The sequence below is a fragment of the Gilliamella sp. ESL0441 genome (genome assembly GCF_019469185.1).
Lineage (GTDB): Bacteria > Pseudomonadota > Gammaproteobacteria > Enterobacterales > Orbaceae > Gilliamella.
In genome coordinates, this window is sequence record NZ_CP048264.1 from 2,390,475 (window position 1) to 2,409,936 (window position 19,462).

The following is a 19,462-nucleotide window of genomic DNA, read 5'->3' on the forward strand; positions in this document are numbered from 1 at the left end:
AAGTAACCTACTATTTTACGTTAAAATCGATAATGTGATATTCATTATTCAATGTGAGCGATACTGCAACTTATCGCTAATTTAGTATATAATATTTTCTATATTTTAAATGTAGAGATAATTTTGGTGTCCAAAGACCACATTCGACCTCACAATGAAAAGCTTGTTGAAGAATTTCTCAACGCCATATGGTTAGAACGAAATTTAGCGGAAAATACCATAGAATCTTATAAACTCGATCTATTGGCACTCAATCAATCGCTACAATTGAAAAATGTGAATTTTATTACTGCAAACACAACTCATTTGCAAGATTTTTTAATGCAACGAGTTGCCGATGGTTATAAAGCAAGTAGCACCGCACGACTGATGAGTGCAACAAAACGTTTTTTTCAATTCTTATATCAAGAGAATTATCGCACTGATGATCCTTCAGCTGTCCTATCCTCACCTAAATTACCAAAAAAATTACCTAAAGATTTAACCGAATCACAAGTTGAAGCTTTGCTCGAATCTCCTAATGCTCAAGATCCAATAGAGCTTCGAGACAAAGCTATGTTAGAAGTTCTTTATGCGACAGGTTTACGGGTAACAGAATTAGTAAGTTTAGAAATTAGTGACATTAGCTTACGACAAGGTGTTATTCGGGTAATAGGTAAAGGGAATAAAGAACGTTTGGTACCACTTGGTGAAGAGGCTATTTATTGGTTAGAATACTATTTTAAATATGGACGCGATGATTTACTTAAATCGGGTCCAGTCGATGTGCTTTTTCCAAGTAGACTTGGAAAAAAAATGACACGACAGACATTCTGGCATCGAATAAAATATTATGCCATACTAGCTGACATAAATATTGAAGCACTTTCACCTCATGTACTTCGTCATGCTTTTGCTACTCACTTGCTTAATCATGGGGCTGATTTGCGCGTTGTTCAAATGTTATTGGGTCATAGTAGTCTATCGACAACACAAATCTATACTCACGTTGCAACAGAAAGATTAAAGCAATTACATAGCAAACATCATCCTCGAGCATAGGAATTAATCAATAAGGGTAAGTAAATGAAAAAATTAGTTTTAGGTTTAGCGTTAATTTCAAGTTCGGTGTTAGCAGGTAATAATGAAATAGCTAATACCATGAGTAAACTCGGTTTTGGATTCAAAGATATAACAATCACGAATAGTCCAGTAGAAGGATTAAAAAGTGTTTTGACTCCTGAAGGAATCTTTTATATCACTGACGATGGTAAATATTTGACTCAAGGACCTATCTATAATGTTGAAGGAAATGAGCCTAAAAATATTGCTAATAGCAGTAATTTGGATTTAATTAAAACAATTGAAAAAGATGCTATTGTTTATAAAGCCAAAAATGAAAAATATGTGATTTATGTATTTACTGACTATACTTGCCATTATTGTAAATTATTGCACGAAAATATAAATCAATATTTAGATAAAGGCATTTCTGTACATTATTTTGCCTTTCCTCGTGCCGGTGCAGAAAGTGATGTTGGCAAAAACATGCAATCAATATGGAGTGTAACGAATCGTAAGCGTAAAGCTGCTTTTGATAAAGCGTATAAAGGCGAAGCAATTACACCAGCAGCTAGCAAAGTACCTTATGTCACTCAGCAATTTAATGTTGGTCGACAATTAGGTATAAGTGGTACGCCTTCAATTGTTTTACCTAATGGACAACTTGTTGCTGGTTATGTGCCTGCAGATAAATTAATCGAAATTTTGAAGAAAACTGATAACTAATCGTAAAAAATTATAGCTTAAATTTATTATAGAAAAGTATGTTAGCGCATTGGCGCTAACATTGAAAATATGAATAAAACTAAAATAATACATCGTAAATTACCCGAATTACTTCCCGAATTTTCGAAAGATATACCGCCATTATTGCAACGGATCTATGCTTTACGCGGTGTGTCATCAAGTAGAGAAATCGATTATGCCACTCGGAATTTATATAATTATGATAAATTAAACGGCATGGATGATGCTGTTGAGATTGTCTATTCTGCCATGAAAAATCAGCAACGAATTATGGTTGTTGGTGATTTTGATACTGATGGTGCAACAAGTACTGCATTGACTGTCAGAGCACTAAAGCAGATGGGATGCCAATCTGTTGATTATATTATCCCAGATCGATTTGAAGATGGTTATGGTTTAAGCATAGAAGTGGTAAAAAAAGCGATTTTATTAAAAACAGATTTGATTATTACTGTTGATAATGGCATTTCAGCTTATGAAGCAGTCGAATTTGCTAAACAAGCTAATTTAAAAGTCATTATTACCGATCATCATTTATGTCCTGAACAATTACCTCAGGCTAATGCCATTGTTAATCCTAACTTACCTAATTGTACCTTTCCATCTAAACATTTGGCTGGGGTCGGTGTCGCATTCTATTTTATGCTAGCACTGAGAGCAAAATTAAGGCAAGAAAACTGGTTTAATGATAATCAGATAACTGAATATAATATTGCAAATTTACTAGATTTAGTTGCGTTGGGCACCATCGCCGATGTTGTTAAATTGGATCATAACAACCGTATTTTAGTTCACCAAGGAGTAAGTCGAATTCGCTTTGGTCATTGCTGTGAAGGCATTAAAGCATTATTGCAGGTCGCCAAAAAAGAAGGGAGTACGTTAAGTGCTACAGATCTAGCATTCTACATTGCACCAAGATTAAATGCTGCAGGAAGAATGGATAATATGTCTCTTGGTGTAGATCTGTTACTTTGCGACAATTATGATAAAGCGTTTAATTTAGCTACCGACCTCGATAATCTAAATAATGACCGTAAATTAATTGAGCAGACAATGCATAAAGAAGCGTTGTCTTTTATCGAAAAAATGGAGAAGAAAAAAACATCAATTCCTCATTTTTTAGTCGTTCATCACCCTGAGTGGCATCAAGGTATTATTGGGATTTTATCTTCCCGTTTAAAAGATAAATATTATCGCCCAGTTATTTCATTTGCTTCTACTCAAGATGGCTTTTTGAAAGGCTCCGGACGCTCGATAAAAGGTATTCATTTACGTGATTTACTTGATGAATTACACCATACACATCCAGACCTGATGGTAAGTTTTGGTGGGCATGCGATGGCGGTGGGATTAACAATACATGAGAAAAACTTATCACAATTTAGTGCATGTGTTGAAGCATTACTACTTAAACGAATAAATGATGAGTTATTAGAATCCGTTATTGAAACAGATGGCGAAATAAATGAGCAAGACTTCAATTATTCTATTGCCAAACAATTAAAAGAATCAGGTCCTTGGGGCGAAGGTTTTCCAGAACCCCTTTTTGACGGTGAATTTATTATTCATCAACAACGTTTATTAGCAGATAAACATCTTAAATTGGTTTTAGAACCTAAAAATGGTGGTCCCATCATTGATGGTATTGCTTTTAATGTTAATCGGCTTGAATGGCCTGATTTTTCCATTAAACAAGCCAAAATTGTATATCATTTAGATATAGATGAATTTCGTGGAAATCAAGCAGCAAAATTACTGATTAGATATTTGTGGCCTATCGCATAAGTGATCAAAATCGATTATAATTCACAGAATATCTAACAATTACATCAAATTACCTTTTGATGTGATAAAGATTGAAAACTATTTTATTAACATAATTTGTAGAGATTGAGGACTAAAAATGCATATTCATATTCTTGGGATTTGTGGTACATTTATGGCAGGAATTGCATTAATAGCCCGTTCTCTTGGTCATAAAGTTACCGGTTCGGATAAAAATGTTTACCCGCCTATGAGCACGCTTTTACAAAAAGAGCATATTGATATCATTGAAGGTTATGATCCATCACAACTTACTAACCCTACTCCGGATTTAGTCATTGTGGGTAATGCATTATCTAGAGGCAATCCTTGTGTTGAGTACATCCTTAATAATAATATTCCTTATATATCTGCGCCACAGTGGTTACACGATAATGTATTACGTGATCGCTGGGTTATTGCAGTAGCCGGAACTCATGGAAAAACGACTACTGCGGGGATGGTCAATTGGATTTTAGAAAAACAGGGATATCAGCAAGGTTTCGTTATTGGTGGAGTACCCGGTAACTTTGATGTTTCAGCTCGATTAGGCGACGGCAAATTCTTCGTTATTGAAGCGGATGAATATGATTGTTCATTTTTTGATAAACGTTCTAAGTTCATGCATTATTGCCCTAAAACGCTTATTATGAACAATTTAGAGTTTGATCATGCTGATATATTTGATGACCTCAATTCGATTCAAAAACAATTTCATCATTTAGTACGTTTAGTGCCAAGTAAAGGGCTAGTTATCTCCCCACAAGATGATGTGAATTTAAAACAAGTCTTAGCCAAAGGTTGTTGGAGTGAGCAAACCTTTACTGAATCAGAAACAGGTTGGTTAGCCCAAAGAATTAACCATGATGCAAGTCACTTTGCTGTTTATTACAATAGTCAAAAAGTCGGCGAAGTAGAGTATTCTTTGGTTGGTGAACACAATATGCATAATGCACTCATGTCAATTGCTGCTGCCCATAATGTCGGTATTCAACCGGCTGATGCTTGTTCAGCACTAAGCTCATTTGTTAATGCTAAACGCCGTTTAGAACTTTGTGGTGAATTCAATAATATTGAAATTTATGATGATTTTGCTCATCATCCTACGGCTATTTTAGCAACGTTAGAAGCACTTCGCAGTAAAATTGGTGCTAATCGCCGTATTTTGGCTGTTTTAGAACCACGCTCAAACACGATGAAATTAGGCATATCAAAAGATGAATTAGCGCCGTCCTTAGGTCGTGCTGATGAAGTTTTCATCTTTCAACCAGAACAATTACCTTGGTTAGTCGTTGATGTTGTTGATGCTTGTATTCAACCCGCTTATTGGTCAGGAGATATTGATTTATTAGTCGAAATGATTGTTAAGTCAGCAAAACCAACAGATGCAATATTAATTATGAGCAATGGTGGATTTGGTGGTATTCATAAAAAGATTTTGGACAGATTAGCAAAACAACAATTAAAAGAGCAGGAAGATCAAGACTTAATCTAACTAAACTTTTATGCTTGTTAGGTATGGATATTCACATTGTCTACCAAACAAGCATAAAATACATTCCCTGTTTTTATATACGATATTACCTTAACACTCTCCTAATTAATTCAGTTTTACGCTTTGCATTTACTTGCAGAATTGCTACAAAAATACTATTACATCGTTAGCGTAACCATGCTGCTACATATACATTTAATAGTTATATCATTAAATTAAGATCTCTACTTTATAATGAATTTAAATATTAACTACAATGTACCGTTATTGCTAACCCTCCACGTGAGGTTTCACGATATTTAGCATTCATATCCTTACCCGTTTCATACATGGTTTCTATTACTTTATCAAGAGATACAATTGCGGCAGTTGTTCGTCTTAATGCCATACGAGTCGCATTAATCGCTTTTACAGCAGCAATCGCATTGCGTTCAATACAAGGGACTTGTACTTGACCATCAACAGGGTCACAAGTTAAACCTAAATTATGTTCCATACCAATTTCAGCCGCCATACACACCTGTTCAGGACTGCCACCCAGTAATTCCGCAAGTCCAGCTGCCGCCATTGAACAAGCTACTCCCACCTCGCCTTGACAACCTACTTCAGCCCCCGAAATAGAAGCATTATTTTGGTATAAAAGCCCAATTGCACCACAGGTTAAAAAGTACCGAACATAGGTATCAGGAGATACAGGATCAATAAACTTATCATAATAAGCAAGCACCGCAGGAATAATACCGCAAGCCCCATTAGTTGGCGCTGTCACTACCCGCCCACCTGCGGCGTTTTCTTCACTGACCGCTAAGGCAAACATATTTATCCAATCGATAATAATCATCGGATCATTATCATTTTTACTGGTTGATAATTGTCGGTAAAGTGCATTCGCTCGACGAGGTACTTTTAATGCACCCGGTAATAAACCTTCGGTGTGGATACCTCGCTTAATACAATCTAACATGGTTTGTCCAACCAACGTAAAATAGTTGATAATTTCCTGTTGCGAATGGAGTTGTAACTCATTTTTAAACAGAATGCTTGATATCGATAGTGAGTTTTCATCGCAGTGTTGCAAAAGTTGAGCTGCCGAAGAAAAAGGATAAGGAAAGGCAATCGTGTTTTGATCTTGTTGACCAAACTGCGTATCTTCTACAATTTTACCACCACCGACCGAATAATAAGTGGCTTGAGCAAGTATTTGCTCACCTTGATAAGCCGTTAAAGTCATACCATTTTCATGCTTAGGCAAAAAAGTAGAATGAAATAGAATATTTTCACTTGAAAACGCTATTTCATAACGACCATTATAGATAGGCAACCGTTTATTTTGATTCATATTTTTAATCAAAATAGGAATGTCATCGATATTAACGGTATCGGGTTTTTCACCCGCTAACCCTAAAATGATAGCGATATCAGTATGATGCCCTTTACCTGTCAAAGATAATGAACCATAGACATCGGCAATAATCTTAGTTACAACAGGCATTTGACCATTATCAATTAACTCATCGATAAATGCTTTGCCTGCTCGCATTGGTCCAACAGTATGTGAACTTGAAGGACCTATACCAATTTTAAATATCTCAAAAACTGAAGCCATTTGTTTCCTTTATACGGTTAACGTCGATTAAAGTAAGAATAACAATTTGATCAAAGATAATGGCTATATTATGGCGTTAACCATGGCATAATCAAGTATAGAATCAAGCTTTCAATTTAAATCGTAAAAAATTTTGCCAAACGAAGATATGCACCTGAGTCAGGTTATTAATTTTCATTTTATCTCTCTTTATTTGCTTAAATTTATAAATAATTTTTGTCGATTACAACAATTACGCATAAAATTACTTTAGTGTTACGCGACGGACTGCTAAACTAGCTCACATTTTAGTATATTCATTAGTACATTATTTTTTTCAGGATAAATTTATGCGAACCAGTAAATATCTTCTTTCTACATTAAAAGAGACTCCAGCAGATGCTGAAGTGATAAGCCATCAATTAATGTTACGTGCCGGCATGATCCGTAAAGTTGCCGCAGGATTATATACTTGGCTGCCCACTGGTTATCGTGTACTTAAAAAAGTTGAAAATATTGTTCGGGAAGAGATGAACAAAGCAGGGGCAATTGAAGTGTTAATGCCAGTTGTGCAACCTGCTGATATTTGGCAAGAGAGTGGCCGTTGGGAACAATATGGTCCGGAATTATTACGTATCAAAGACCGGGGAGATCGTGATTTTGTATTAGGTCCAACCCATGAGGAAGTGATCACTGACTTACTACGCAATGAAGTGAGTTCCTACAAACAGTTACCGCTTAATGTTTATCAAATTCAAACCAAATTTCGTGACGAAGTCCGCCCTCGATTTGGTGTAATGCGTTCTCGTGAATTTATTATGAAAGATGCATATTCGTTTCATACTTCACAAGAATCTTTACAAGAAACCTATGATGATATGTATAAAGCCTACAGTGCAGTGTTTACTCGTGCAGGCTTAAATTTCAGAGCGGTACGAGCTGATACGGGCTCTATTGGCGGCAACTGGTCGCATGAGTTCCAAGTATTAGCCGACAGTGGTGAAGATGATATTGTCTTTTCAACTGAATCTGATTACGCCGCTAATATTGAGATGGCACAGGCATTAGCACCTACGCAAAGCCGATCTGCACCAACTAAGGCGATGGAACTGGTTGATACACCTAATGCCAAAACGATTGATGAATTAGTTGCACAATTTAATTTACCCATTGAAAAAACAGTTAAAACACTCATGGTTAAGGCGACTAAAGAGAGTGGGCACCAACTGGTGGCTTTATTAGTCCGTGGTGATCATACGTTGAACGAAATCAAAGCGGAAAAAATTGATATTGTGGCATCACCGCTTGAATTTGCAACTGAAGATGAAATTCGTGCGATAGTGAATGCAGGGCCAGGCTCATTAGGACCGGTAAACCTTAATATGCCAATCATCATTGACCGAGATGTCGCAGTGATGAGTGATTTTAGTGCTGGTGCCAACATTGATCATAAACATTACTTTAACATCAATTGGGAAAGAGATGTCGCTTTACCTCGTATTGAAGATATTCGTAATGTGGTTGAAGGCGATATTAGCCCTGATGGTAAAGGAACGTTACAGATTAAACGTGGTATTGAAGTAGGACATATTTTCCAATTAGGCACCAAATACTCTCAAGCGATGAAAGCCACTGTTCAGGGGGAAGATGGTCAAAACCATGTCATGATTATGGGCTGTTATGGTATTGGGGTTAGCCGAATTGTTGCCGCTGCAATTGAACAATGCCATGATGATCGAGGGATTATTTGGCCTGACGCAATTGCGCCTTTTACTGTTGCCATAATTCCAATGAATATGCATAAATCTGAAAAAGTACAAGCCACTGCTGAAAAGCTTTATGCAGATCTACAATCAGCAGGTATTGAAGTACTCTTTGATGATCGTAAAGAGCGACCAGGAGTGATGTTTGCTGATGCCGAACTCATTGGTATTCCGCATACTTTTGTCATCGGTGAACGCAATCTTGAAAATGGTGAAGTCGAATATAAACACCGTGCTGGTGGTGAAAAAACGCTAGTAAAAATCGATGAATTGATGACATTTATTAAAGAACGTCTTCAAATTGTTTAAATAAACATGTTCAGATAATTAGTTATGCAAAATACAACACAACAGTTAAAAATGGGTCATAACCGTATTACAACGATTGTGATAAGTCTACTACTGCTGTGTTGTATGAGTCTAAATCTCATTGGCTGTCAATCTAAGTCTAATTCTGAATATCCATTACCAGATAATTTTCATCAAGTGTCTAACGATATCTTTCGCTCAGAACAACCTTCAATAACTGAATTTAAATATCTTGATAAACTTGGCTTCAAAACCATTATAAATTTACGGCTATTTCACAGCGATCGAGAGTTAGTCGAAAAGACACAGATGTCAGAAGTTTGGATTCGAATGCGTGCAGGTGATATTACTGATGAGAAAATGATCCAAGTAATGAAAGCAATTCATACCTCCCCTAAACCAATATTAATCCATTGTTGGCAAGGCAGTGATCGTACCGGTGTCACTATTGCTATGTACCGTTTGGTTTTTGAAAATTGGACTAAATCTCAAGCAATTAATGAGTTAATGCAAGCTGAATTCGGTCATCACTACAATGTTTATCCCAATATCAAAAAATATCTTGAAACGGTTGATATCGAAAAAATTCGCTCTGCCGTATTTCAATAGCTAATTATAATTTAAGATCAAATTTTACATGGCATAAAATCATGTTATTGACATTTAATTTATATAATAAGTAATCGAAAATACAAAGTGATATTGTCTTTTTTTTCAGCTAAAATAATTGTTAATCGATTTTGTTATCCCTATGGAATAAAATAATGTTAAAAAAAACAATCGCATTTTTATTATCGACATCATTATTATTGCAAAATGCATCATTCGTTTATGCGGATAACATTAGCTTACCTGATATTGGTACAGCTGCTGTGTCCACGTTAACTATAGGTCAAGAATTGGAAATGGGTGATTATTATATGCGAATGTTACGCGCAGATGCCCCTATTCTAGACGATCCAGTTTTAAACCAATATATCAATGATTTAGGTTATAAATTAGTTTCAAAAGCAGATTCGGTACAAACTCCTTTTCATTTTTATATTATGCGAAGCGATGTTCTTAATGCTTTTGCTTTTTTTGGTGGAAATGTTGTCGTTCACTCTAAATTAATACTAGATACGGACAATGAAAGTCAACTTGCTTCAGTTATGGCTCATGAAATCGGTCACGTTACACAAAGACATTTAGCCCGTTCAATGGAAGCTCAAAACCGAAATAGTCCCTATGTTTGGGGGGCAACTTTAGGTTCTATACTATTAACTTTAGCAAGCCCAGAAGCAGGTATGGCAGCAATGACCAGTACAATAGCCGGTTCTGCACAAAGTATGATTAGCTTTACTCAAAGTAATGAACAAGAGGCAGATCGGGTTGGTCTCAGAACATTGGTAAAAGCAGGATTCGATCCTTATGCATCATCAGAATTTTTGCAAAAACTTGCTGACGAAACACGTTTTAGCAGCAAGCCTCCTGAAATTTTATTGACACACCCATTACCAAATAGTCGTTTAACTGATATTCGCAATCGTTCACTACAGTATAGTAAAAAAAATATCAAATCTTCTCTTAGTTACTATCTTGCTAAGGCACGATTAGCTATTTTATTTGGTAAAAATGGAAATACTGCAAAACTGTTAGTCGAAGATTATAAAAAATTAAATAATGAATCGAGTAACATAGCTTTAGTCTATTGCGCTGCTCTTTCCAAATATAAAACAGGAAATTATAAAGAGGCCAAACAGCAACTTGAACCTTTATTAAATAACGATCCTAGTAATATTTGGTTTATCGATTTAATGACAGATATAGATTTAGAACTCAATAATAGTAGTGTGGCAATTACTCGCTTACAAAATGCGTTAAAAAAATCCCCTAACAGTACCACGTTACAGTTAAATCTAGCCGCTGCATATATAAAAAATAGAAATTATCAACAAGCTGTTAGCTTGCTTCATCGATACACTCATGATCATAACGATGATAAAAATGGTTGGGAAGAGCTGATTAAAGCTTATGGCGGTTTAAAATCAGTAGTACAACAAATGAGTGCACGAGCTGAGCAAATTGCTTTAGATGGTAAATTTCAAGAAGCCATCAACCTACTTGAAAGTACTAAAAACAAAGCAAAAGGCGACCAAATAATGACCGCCAAGATTAATGCACGGATTAATCAATTAAAACAACTACAAAAGCGTTATAGTGTTTATAAAAGATAGAATATTTTAATGATTTCTGACTAATGTTACTATCTACATTAGTCAGATTAGCTAAGTTTAAGCTCTTATTTCAACTCACGCTAAATGATCAACATTATTGAAAAATTTGACTGTAAATTCCCCTTTTGATTGATTATCGTTTTGTTTATAATTTACTAAACTAATACTCGTATTTAACATTCTAGGGAAGTAATCTTCATTTCGATGTAAACGCCAATCTCCACCGTTTAAAACACAAAGCAAAATTCTTAAAACCGTTCCATGTGAAACAACTAAAATATTACCAGTATCTTGCTTGGTATTTTCGATAATTGTGTTTAATGCCCGCTCCATACGTGCTAAAACTTGTTGGTAATTTTCACCTTTATTCACCGATGCATCAAAATTAGCAGGATCGGTGAGATAAGTGTTAAATTCAGGAAACGTTTTTTTCAATGTTGGCACGTGTTTCCCTTCCCAAATACCAAAATCCATTTCACATAGATCCTGAAGTTCAGCAGTTGGAATAAGATTTACATTTTCATTAATTATATAGTCTCGAGTTTCCATTGCACGCTGTTGGTTACTCGAATAAGCCTGTATAAAAGGAACATTTTTAAGATAATTTCCTGTTACCTTTGCACCCAAAATTCCTTCTTCGGTTAAGGGAGAATTTTGTGATCCTTGCATTTGATCTTTAATATTCCATTCCGTTTGACCGTGTCTAATTAAATATAAATTGATATCTTTCATTGGTGCTAACTACCTTATTTATTTTTTAAATTATGTTTATTTAAATTTATCTTTTCTAAGTTGAGTTAAACAAGCTTGCAATGTGGCATCCATTGGGGCTTGTAATAGCATTTCTTGCTGAGTTTTAGGATGAATAAATTTAACACTCGCCGCATGTAAAAATAGACGGTTAAGTGCAGTATGTGATAATAATGCATCAAATTGACGATCACCATAACGATCATCAAAAGCAATCGGATGATTAGCATATTGGGTATGAATCCGAATTTGATGGGTTCGGCCTGTTACCGGACTGGCTTTTATCAAAGTGGCAAACTCAAATCGTTCTTCAACTTTAAAACGCGTTTCTGAAGGTTTCCCTTCTTTATCAACTTTCACAACGCGTTCACCACTTTTAAGCACATTTTTCAGCAATGGTGCTTGAATCACTTTACAGTCAGAAGACCAATTACCTTTCACTAATGCCAAATAGTTTTTTTGCATCTGCTTAAGACGAAGCTGTTCATGCAACGCTTTTAATGCAGAGCGTTTTTTAGCAATTAGCAGCACCCCTGATGTTTCACGATCGATTCGATGCACTAACTCTAAAAATTTTGCTTCAGGTCTTAATGCTCGTAATCCTTCAATCACACCAAAACTTAAGCCACTGCCACCATGCACAGCAATTCCCGAAGGTTTATTGATAGCTAAAATTACCTCATCTTCATAAATAATTGCCTTCTCTAATTCAGCCACTTTATTTAATTTTGTTGAGATTTCGGGTGTGGCTTTTTCAGCAACTCGAATTGGAGGAATGCGAACTTCATCGCCAATATTTAATTTGTACTCTGGTTTAATACGTTTTTTATTTACCCGCACTTCACCTTTGCGTAATATACGATAGATCATGCTTTTTGGTACACCTTTCAAATAGGTGACTAAAAAGTTATCAATACGTTGAGTCGCATTTTCTTCAGATATCGTCACAAAAGTAACATTCAATTTTTTTTGAGGGGAGTTTGTGTGCATGTTAGTTATAACTCTTCTATAATTACTTCCCAATAATAATCTAAACTTTCATAATTATTATTTAATCTATTCATTTTTTTCAAAATCATTAAAATAACTTGCTCTATCATTATCATCATTTTTCTATTTATTTAGAAATAATTCTTCATAATGAATAGTAATAGAAACTGAACAATTCAATATTTAATATCATGTTTTTATCATTTGAAGGAAAATATAAACAAACTTACTTAGTTGTAATATTATATTATCTTTCAAATTTCACTATTACCAGAAATTAATTAATTATTATTCAAATGATTAGTTGTCTTTGTGAATTTAATTTAAAATTTAGTAAACCTATATTAAATAGTATTTCTGGCGCTTCACTATTTAATTTATTTTTTAAATCACTGTTATGTTTTTTTTAATAAAATTACCTTTATAAAATAATTTAATTTGCTAAAGTTGATGTTTGATTCTTCTTTATCAGAAATTAGGAGGATAAATTCGTTTTCCTAATCTATTTGAAAAATAAGTGATTCTTTATCCTTTTCAGTTTTTTTCGTGTCTTTTTTAAATCTGGATAATCATAACTATGAGTAAAAGTCGTTTACATTAATCTTAAATAATCTACACTATTCTTAATGATAAAGAGATGGTTTTTTTCGTTATATTAAAAGATAATCAATTATAACGGATTCTTAAGGAATAAAATAGTATGTTATCACTGCTTAATCAATATTCACGTGGAAGATTTGCTTGGTTTTTACTGTTTCTTTCAACCGTTATTTTTGAATTAACAGCACTTCATTTCCAATATAATTTAGGTCTTGCACCCTGCACTTTATGTATTTACCAACGTTGTGCGATTTTTGGCATAATGTTAGGAAGTATTATTGGATTTCTGGCTCCACGCAAAACCTCTTTTCGCTTAGTTGGCATTTTCGTTTGGCTTATTAGCGCACTTCAAGGGTTCCAGTTAGCTAAATTCCATGCGCACCTACAATTCGAACCTAGTTTTGGAGATACTTGTTCAATTAAAGCTGAATTTCCATCATGGTTACCTTTAGATACTTGGTTACCAGAGGTATTTAATGCTTATGGTTCTTGTTCAGAAAAAATTTGGTCTTTTTTAACGATTGAAATGTCACAATGGATGATCATTATTTTTGCGTGTTATCTTATTGTTGGGCTTATAATATTGTTTATACAGCTATTTACACCTAAAGAATCAACATGGCATAAGTAAGCTATTTATAGAACTGGCACTTTTTGTTGAGTTTGTTAGAATATGTGGCAATTTTAGTTATTAATTGTCATATTTAAATGCTTTTGGAATATCATCCCCCTACTGATCCTTGGCTGTCAATTTTATATCAAGATGATCATATCGTTGTTGTCAACAAACAACCGGGAATCTTATCGGTTTCTGGCAATAAACCACAATTTATTGATAGTATCATTCATCGTTTGCAGCAAAAATTTAGTTATGTTGAATCGGTACATCGTTTAGATATGGCAACCAGTGGAATTATGGTTGCTGCATTATCTAAACTTGCCGATCGAGAAATTAAAAAACAATTTCGAGAACGTATTCCTAAAAAAACCTATATAGCAGTTGTATATGGGCATGTTGAGCAAGACAACGGATCCGTTGAATTACCACTGATTTGTGATTGGCCTAATCGACCTAGACAAATGGTAGATATGGAAAATGGCAAACATGCATTAACAGAGTATCAAGTTATTACAAGAAACCCCGATAATACAACTCGCATTAAATTATTCCCATTTACGGGGCGTTCTCACCAACTGCGTGTGCATATGCAAGCTATTGGTCATCCAATTTTAGGGGATAAATTTTATGCTCATCCTGAAGCATTCTCGATGTCAAAAAGATTACTATTGCATGCACAATTATTAACAATTAATCATCCTAAAACAGGTGAAAACATGACTTTTACTTGTGATCCTGAATTTTAATAAATGAATTCAACAACACTAAATTAATTTTAATAAATCAGATTGAATATTAAGCCAATAGGTTAAGGAACCTTTTATGCAAAAAATAGTTTTAGCAACCAATAATCAAGGCAAAGTCAATGAACTACAAAATTTGCTGGCTGATGCGGGTTTTGATATCGTTGCACAAAGTCAGTTTAATCTTCCTGATGCCGATGAAACAGGTTTAACATTTGTCGAAAATGCCATAATAAAAGCAAGATATGCCGCAAAATTAACGGGATTACCCGCCATAGCCGACGATTCAGGGTTAGTTGTGGAGGCACTCAATGGTCAACCGGGTATCTATTCTGCACGCTATGCAGGTGAGCACGGAAATGATGAAAGTAATAATCAGAAATTACTTCAAGCATTACAACCCATTCCTCAAGAAAAGCGTTCTGCTTATTTTTATTGTGCTCTAGTTTTTATGCGTCATGAAAACGATCCTACGCCCATTATCTGTTTAGGTAAATGGAATGGTTTAATCTTGAATGAACTAAAAGGTAAAGGTGGTTTTGGATATGATCCATTATTTTACATACCAGAATTAAATTGCACCGCAGCAGAACTAACTAAAGAACAGAAAAGCAACATTTCACACCGAGGACAAGCTCTTAAACAATTGATTAAAGAAATAAACGCGAAATATTAAAAAATATTTAGTTTATTGCGTTATTGTTTGTATTCTAAATTGCAAGTTTACGAAAACGTTATATACTTAATGCATCAATTATATTGGAGTTGATATTGTGATCCTACTAATAGTAAGTGGCCGCTCAGGTTCAGGAAAATCGATTGCATTACGAGCATTAGAAGACATGGGCTTTTATTGTGTCGATAATATTCCCGTTGCTTTATTACCACAATTAGCTGATTCACTTAAAAATAATAAAACCCCTGTTGCTGTTAGTATCGACATCCGAAATTTACCTATCAATTTCGATTTCGATAAAGATATATTTCAACGTTTACCGCATTCTGTTTCTCCAGAAATTCTTTTTTTTGATTGCAGCCGTAATACACTTATACGACGTTATAGTGAAACAAGACGCATTCACCCCTTAGCTAATCAACAGTTTTCGCTTGAAGAAGCCATCGATCTGGAAGAAAAGTATTTAGAACCGTTAAAATCCCATGCAAGTTTATTGATTAACACTGATAATCTTTCTGTGCATGAATTAACAGATATATTGAGATCACGTATTTTAGGTAAAAAAGAACGTGAATTAACCATGATTTTTGAATCATTTGGTTTTAAATATGGTTTACCGGTGGATGCAGATTTTGTCTTTGATGTTCGTTTTTTACCTAATCCTCATTGGGATGTAACTTTAAGACCGCTAACTGGATTAGATGAGCCAGTAAAAAACTATCTTTTAAAACATGATGAAGTGAGCAATTTTACGTATAAAACTGCGGAATATTTAGAAAATTGGTTACCATTGTTAGAAAAAAATAATCGCAGTTATTTAACTATTGCCATTGGTTGTACTGGAGGTCAACACCGTTCTGTATTTATTGCAGAGCAATTAGCTGAGTTTTTTCGAGCTAAAAATAAACAAGTTCAAACTCGTCATCGCACTTTAGAAAAAAGATAATTATTCTTGCAAGATATAAAAATAGTATATCTCATAAAATAATCGTTGATATTTTTCCAGAAGCTCTTTAAACGTTATTTTAGATCCTTCATGTAAAACTGTAGCGTTGACTAAATGACTAAGTTTCATAAGCTGTATATCATCAGGTAAATTCAGCAATTTTTTTCTTAATACATTAACTGTTTGAGGGTAAGGATGGCCTATTGCAATTGCAAATCCATTCTTTCGTGCAAGATAAATGGCTTGATCAAGTTGATGAGTAATTGCTTGTTCGTTTTGTTCATCATCTAAAAAAACATCACGCTCAACGACAGGAATGTTATACTTACTTGCTGCTCGTTTTACTTGTGTTTTGCTGATAGTCTTACTATCCAAGAAAAATAACGAATAATGGCTTAACACGTCCATAACCTGCTCCATACCCTTTAAATCTGATGTCATCAAACTACCCATATGATTATTGACACCTATCGCATAAGGAACGTTTTTAACAGCATCATCAATTATTCGGCTGATTTGATCCTGATTCATACTTGGATATAAGGTATCTTTTTCTAATGGCTGTTTACCCAAGGGAGCCATTGGTAAATGAATAATTACATCATTACCATTTTGTTTAGCCAACGTAGCAATTCGTTTAGCATTCGGTGAATGCGGTAAAACCGCAACCGTTATATTGGGTGAAAAGGAAATAATCTGTTCTTCATTATGTTGACGATATCCAAAATCATCAATAACAATTACAAGATTTGATGCCAAAACCAATGGGCTATTAAGAACAAATAAACTGAAAATTATTAAAATAATAATACGACTAATCATTTCAACCATCCACTTGGGTCAAGGGCTTTACCATCCCGACGAATTTCAAAATAGAGCCCTGAAGTATTTTGTCCTCCACTTGAACCAACAATAGCAATGGGTTGCCCTGTTTGAATTTTATCTCCAACCTCGACTAAAACACGTTGATTATATCCATATAAACTCATGTCACCCTTACCATGTTCAAGTGCTACCACAAAACCATATCCTTGTAACCAACTCGCTAGCAATACCCTTCCATCTGTAATTGCTTTTACTTTGACGCCTTCTTTTGCATCTATGACTAAACCTTTCCAATATAACTCGCCTTGTAATGATTCACCAAATCGATGTTTAACATTACCATTCACAGGCCAATTGAATTGATGCTGTGGTTTGCCTATACCACTGACTCTTGCCATCAATGCTCGCTCATCAGAATTTAGCGTGTAATTAGCATTTTTCTGTTTTTCTTGAATATCCTTTGCTTGCCTTGCTTCCTCTTCAGCAATACGTTGGCTTTCTCTTTCTGCTTGAGCAATTTTCGCTTGTAACTTTGTTTCATTTTCGCGTAATTGTGCCAATTTTTGTTGATTTTGTTGCATTGACGATTCAAGCGAACTAATTGTTTTTTTACGATTTTGGTGATTTTTCTCAAGACCTACTTGTTCTTGTTTTTGTCTATCTTGTAATGCTTTTTTGGAAGATTTCTTTTTCAAAAGTGAAACTTTTTTTTCGGCAAGCTGTGATTGGGTATTTTTTAAATCATTGATTAATTCTTCTCTTGCTCGATTAATGTATCCGTAATAATTTATGATACGTTCATTACGTTCACTTTTTTGACCCAAGAAAACGAGTTCTAAACTGGATGTTTTACCTATTTTGAATACATTCACTAACTGTTTTGCTAACACATCACGTTGCTGTTGTTGTTTAAGATTAAGTTCCTCAATCTGTTTAATCAATTCGGTAATTTCTTGACTCAATTTTTTTAAAGTTAAGTCGTTTTTTTCTATTGAAACCAGTAAGTTGGCAATTTCAGTTTCCTGATCTTTAAGTGCTTTGACTAACTCAATACGTTGTCTATTTTGTTGTGCTATACGATTTTCCTGTTCTTCAATAGAACGACGCACAGATTCAAGCCGCTGATTATCATCGGCATATGAAAACTTAACATTTATTAACGCAATAAAAATAATAACTATGATTTTTTGATAAATAGACATGGCGTTTTATTTTTGATTTATTACCAAGCAATAATGATAGTGTCACTATACCTACAAATGGGTAAAGATGCAAAATGTAAACTATATTAAGATAGTTAAATAACATAATTGGAAGATGAAATAATTAGGCTTTCACAAGTATCAATAAAAAGTATAAAATACAGCACTGTTTTAAAAATCGAAAAAATCAATTCAACCATAAAGACAACATCATGCAAAAGTTTAATGTCAAAACCTTTCAAGGTTTAATACTTACGTTACAAGATTACTGGGCTAATCAAGGTTGTACGGTGATTCAACCCTTAGATATGGAAGTGGGTGCTGGTACATCACATCCAATGACCTGTTTACGTGCGCTTGGACCTGAGCCAATTAATGCTGCTTATGTACAGCCTTCTCGTCGCCCTACTGATGGTCGTTATGGTGAAAATCCAAATAGGCTACAACATTATTATCAATTCCAAGTTATTTTAAAACCTTCACCCGATAATATCCAAGAACTTTATTTAGGTTCATTAAAAGAGCTTGGTCTGGATCCAACAATCAATGATATTCGCTTTGTTGAAGACAATTGGGAAAACCCAACCTTAGGTGCCTGGGGGCTTGGCTGGGAAGTGTGGTTAAATGGCATGGAAGTAACCCAATTTACTTATTTTCAACAAGTCGGTGGACTTGAATGTAAGCCAGTAACAGGTGAAATAACGTATGGTTTGGAACGACTAGCCATGTATATTCAGGGCGTCGATAGTGTTTACGATTTGATTTGGAGTGATGGAGTATTCGGTAAAACGACCTATGGCGATGTTTTTCATCAAAACGAAGTTGAACAATCAACTTATAATTTTGAATATGCGAATACTGACTTCTTATTTTACTGTTTTGAACAACATGAAAAGGAAGCAAAATTTTTGCTTGAGTTAGATAAGCCGCTTCCTTTACCAGCTTATGAACGTATTTTAAAAGCTGCTCACTGTTTCAATTTACTTGATGCTCGTAAAGCCATTTCGGTTACTGAGCGACAACGCTATATATTACGTATCCGAACATTAACTAAAATGGTCGCCGAAGCTTATTATGCATCACGTGAAGCGCTCGGTTTCCCTATGTGCCAAAATTCACCTTCAAACGAAAGTGCATCATCTAAGTAGGAAT

The 19,462-nt window shown here is 34.7% G+C and carries 17 protein-coding genes; 12 read left to right on the forward strand and 5 right to left on the reverse strand.

Annotation, left to right across the window (positions count from 1 at the left end; genetic code table 11):
* Positions 1–141: 141 nt before the first annotated feature.
* The 4 genes from xerD to mpl all read left to right on the forward strand — a co-directional run bounded on the left by xerD (position 142) and on the right by mpl (position 5,086).
* Positions 142–1,041: a site-specific tyrosine recombinase XerD gene (gene xerD / locus GYM75_RS10595; RefSeq protein WP_305054582.1), complete on the forward strand. Its 900-nt coding sequence runs from the start codon at positions 142–144 to the stop codon at positions 1,039–1,041.
* A 24-nt stretch (positions 1,042–1,065) separates the two neighbouring features.
* On the forward strand, positions 1,066–1,767 hold the full coding sequence (gene dsbC, locus GYM75_RS10600; RefSeq protein WP_220215917.1) for a bifunctional protein-disulfide isomerase/oxidoreductase DsbC: 702 nt from the start codon (positions 1,066–1,068) through the stop codon (positions 1,765–1,767).
* Positions 1,768–1,836: 69 nt separating this feature from the next.
* A complete protein-coding gene (gene recJ / locus GYM75_RS10605; protein ID WP_220215918.1) occupies positions 1,837–3,573 on the forward strand; it encodes a single-stranded-DNA-specific exonuclease RecJ in 1,737 nt (578 codons plus the stop codon).
* Positions 3,574–3,691: 118 nt separating this feature from the next.
* Complete coding sequence (mpl, locus tag GYM75_RS10610) at positions 3,692–5,086, forward strand: UDP-N-acetylmuramate:L-alanyl-gamma-D-glutamyl-meso-diaminopimelate ligase (RefSeq protein ID WP_220215919.1); 1,395 nt, start codon at positions 3,692–3,694, stop codon at positions 5,084–5,086.
* 247 nt (positions 5,087–5,333) lie between these two features.
* On the opposite strand, the gene GYM75_RS10615 is transcribed toward mpl, so the two are convergent.
* On the reverse strand, positions 5,334–6,692 hold the full coding sequence (locus GYM75_RS10615; protein ID WP_220215920.1) for an L-serine ammonia-lyase: 1,359 nt from the start codon (positions 6,690–6,692) through the stop codon (positions 5,334–5,336).
* A 329-nt stretch (positions 6,693–7,021) separates the two neighbouring features.
* On the opposite strand from GYM75_RS10615, the gene proS reads away from it, so the two are divergent.
* From proS to GYM75_RS10630, 3 genes are all read left to right on the forward strand, one after another.
* Entirely contained in the window at positions 7,022–8,743 is a 1,722-nt protein-coding gene (gene proS, locus GYM75_RS10620; protein WP_220215921.1) for a proline--tRNA ligase, read from the forward strand.
* A 24-nt stretch (positions 8,744–8,767) separates the two neighbouring features.
* Complete coding sequence (locus GYM75_RS10625) at positions 8,768–9,352, forward strand: tyrosine-protein phosphatase (RefSeq protein WP_220215922.1); 585 nt, start codon at positions 8,768–8,770, stop codon at positions 9,350–9,352.
* 155 nt (positions 9,353–9,507) lie between these two features.
* Complete coding sequence (locus GYM75_RS10630) at positions 9,508–10,959, forward strand: M48 family metalloprotease (protein WP_220215923.1); 1,452 nt, start codon at positions 9,508–9,510, stop codon at positions 10,957–10,959.
* Positions 10,960–11,034: 75 nt separating this feature from the next.
* On the opposite strand, the gene GYM75_RS10635 is transcribed toward GYM75_RS10630, so the two are convergent.
* Both GYM75_RS10635 and rluC read right to left on the reverse strand, forming a co-directional pair.
* The gene (locus GYM75_RS10635; protein WP_220215924.1) at positions 11,035–11,691 is read right to left on the reverse strand and encodes a histidine phosphatase family protein; all 657 of its coding nucleotides are present in this window, start codon (positions 11,689–11,691) and stop codon (positions 11,035–11,037) included.
* Positions 11,692–11,727: 36 nt separating this feature from the next.
* Entirely contained in the window at positions 11,728–12,699 is a 972-nt protein-coding gene (rluC, locus tag GYM75_RS10640) for a 23S rRNA pseudouridine(955/2504/2580) synthase RluC (RefSeq protein WP_220215925.1), read from the reverse strand.
* A gap of 700 nt (positions 12,700–13,399) precedes the next feature.
* Between rluC and dsbB the strand changes: the two genes are divergently transcribed.
* The 4 genes from dsbB (at position 13,400) to rapZ (ending at position 16,283) form a co-directional block, all read left to right on the forward strand.
* Positions 13,400–13,930 (forward strand): disulfide bond formation protein DsbB, encoded by a 531-nt coding sequence (dsbB, locus tag GYM75_RS10645; RefSeq protein WP_220215926.1) that lies wholly within the window; start codon positions 13,400–13,402, stop codon positions 13,928–13,930.
* A gap of 77 nt (positions 13,931–14,007) precedes the next feature.
* Positions 14,008–14,664, forward strand: a complete 657-nt coding sequence (gene rluA, locus GYM75_RS10650; protein WP_220215927.1) for a bifunctional tRNA pseudouridine(32) synthase/23S rRNA pseudouridine(746) synthase RluA — start codon at positions 14,008–14,010, stop codon at positions 14,662–14,664.
* Between the two features lie 76 nt (positions 14,665–14,740).
* A complete protein-coding gene (locus tag GYM75_RS10655; protein WP_220215928.1) occupies positions 14,741–15,337 on the forward strand; it encodes an XTP/dITP diphosphatase in 597 nt (198 codons plus the stop codon).
* 97 nt (positions 15,338–15,434) lie between these two features.
* Complete coding sequence (gene rapZ, locus GYM75_RS10660) at positions 15,435–16,283, forward strand: RNase adapter RapZ (protein WP_220215929.1); 849 nt, start codon at positions 15,435–15,437, stop codon at positions 16,281–16,283.
* Here the strand turns inward: rapZ and GYM75_RS10665 are convergent, their stop codons facing one another.
* Positions 16,284–17,105 (reverse strand): divergent polysaccharide deacetylase family protein, encoded by an 822-nt coding sequence (locus GYM75_RS10665; RefSeq protein WP_220215930.1) that lies wholly within the window; start codon positions 17,103–17,105, stop codon positions 16,284–16,286. It abuts the gene before it with no gap.
* Complete coding sequence (envC, locus tag GYM75_RS10670; protein WP_220215931.1) at positions 17,102–18,310, reverse strand: murein hydrolase activator EnvC; 1,209 nt, start codon at positions 18,308–18,310, stop codon at positions 17,102–17,104. Before envC ends, GYM75_RS10665 begins: the two co-directional genes overlap by 4 nt.
* Before the next feature lie 212 nt (positions 18,311–18,522).
* Between envC and glyQ the strand changes: the two genes are divergently transcribed.
* Positions 18,523–19,458, forward strand: a complete 936-nt coding sequence (gene glyQ, locus GYM75_RS10675; RefSeq protein WP_220215932.1) for a glycine--tRNA ligase subunit alpha — start codon at positions 18,523–18,525, stop codon at positions 19,456–19,458.
* The last annotated feature ends 4 nt before the right edge of the window (positions 19,459–19,462 follow it).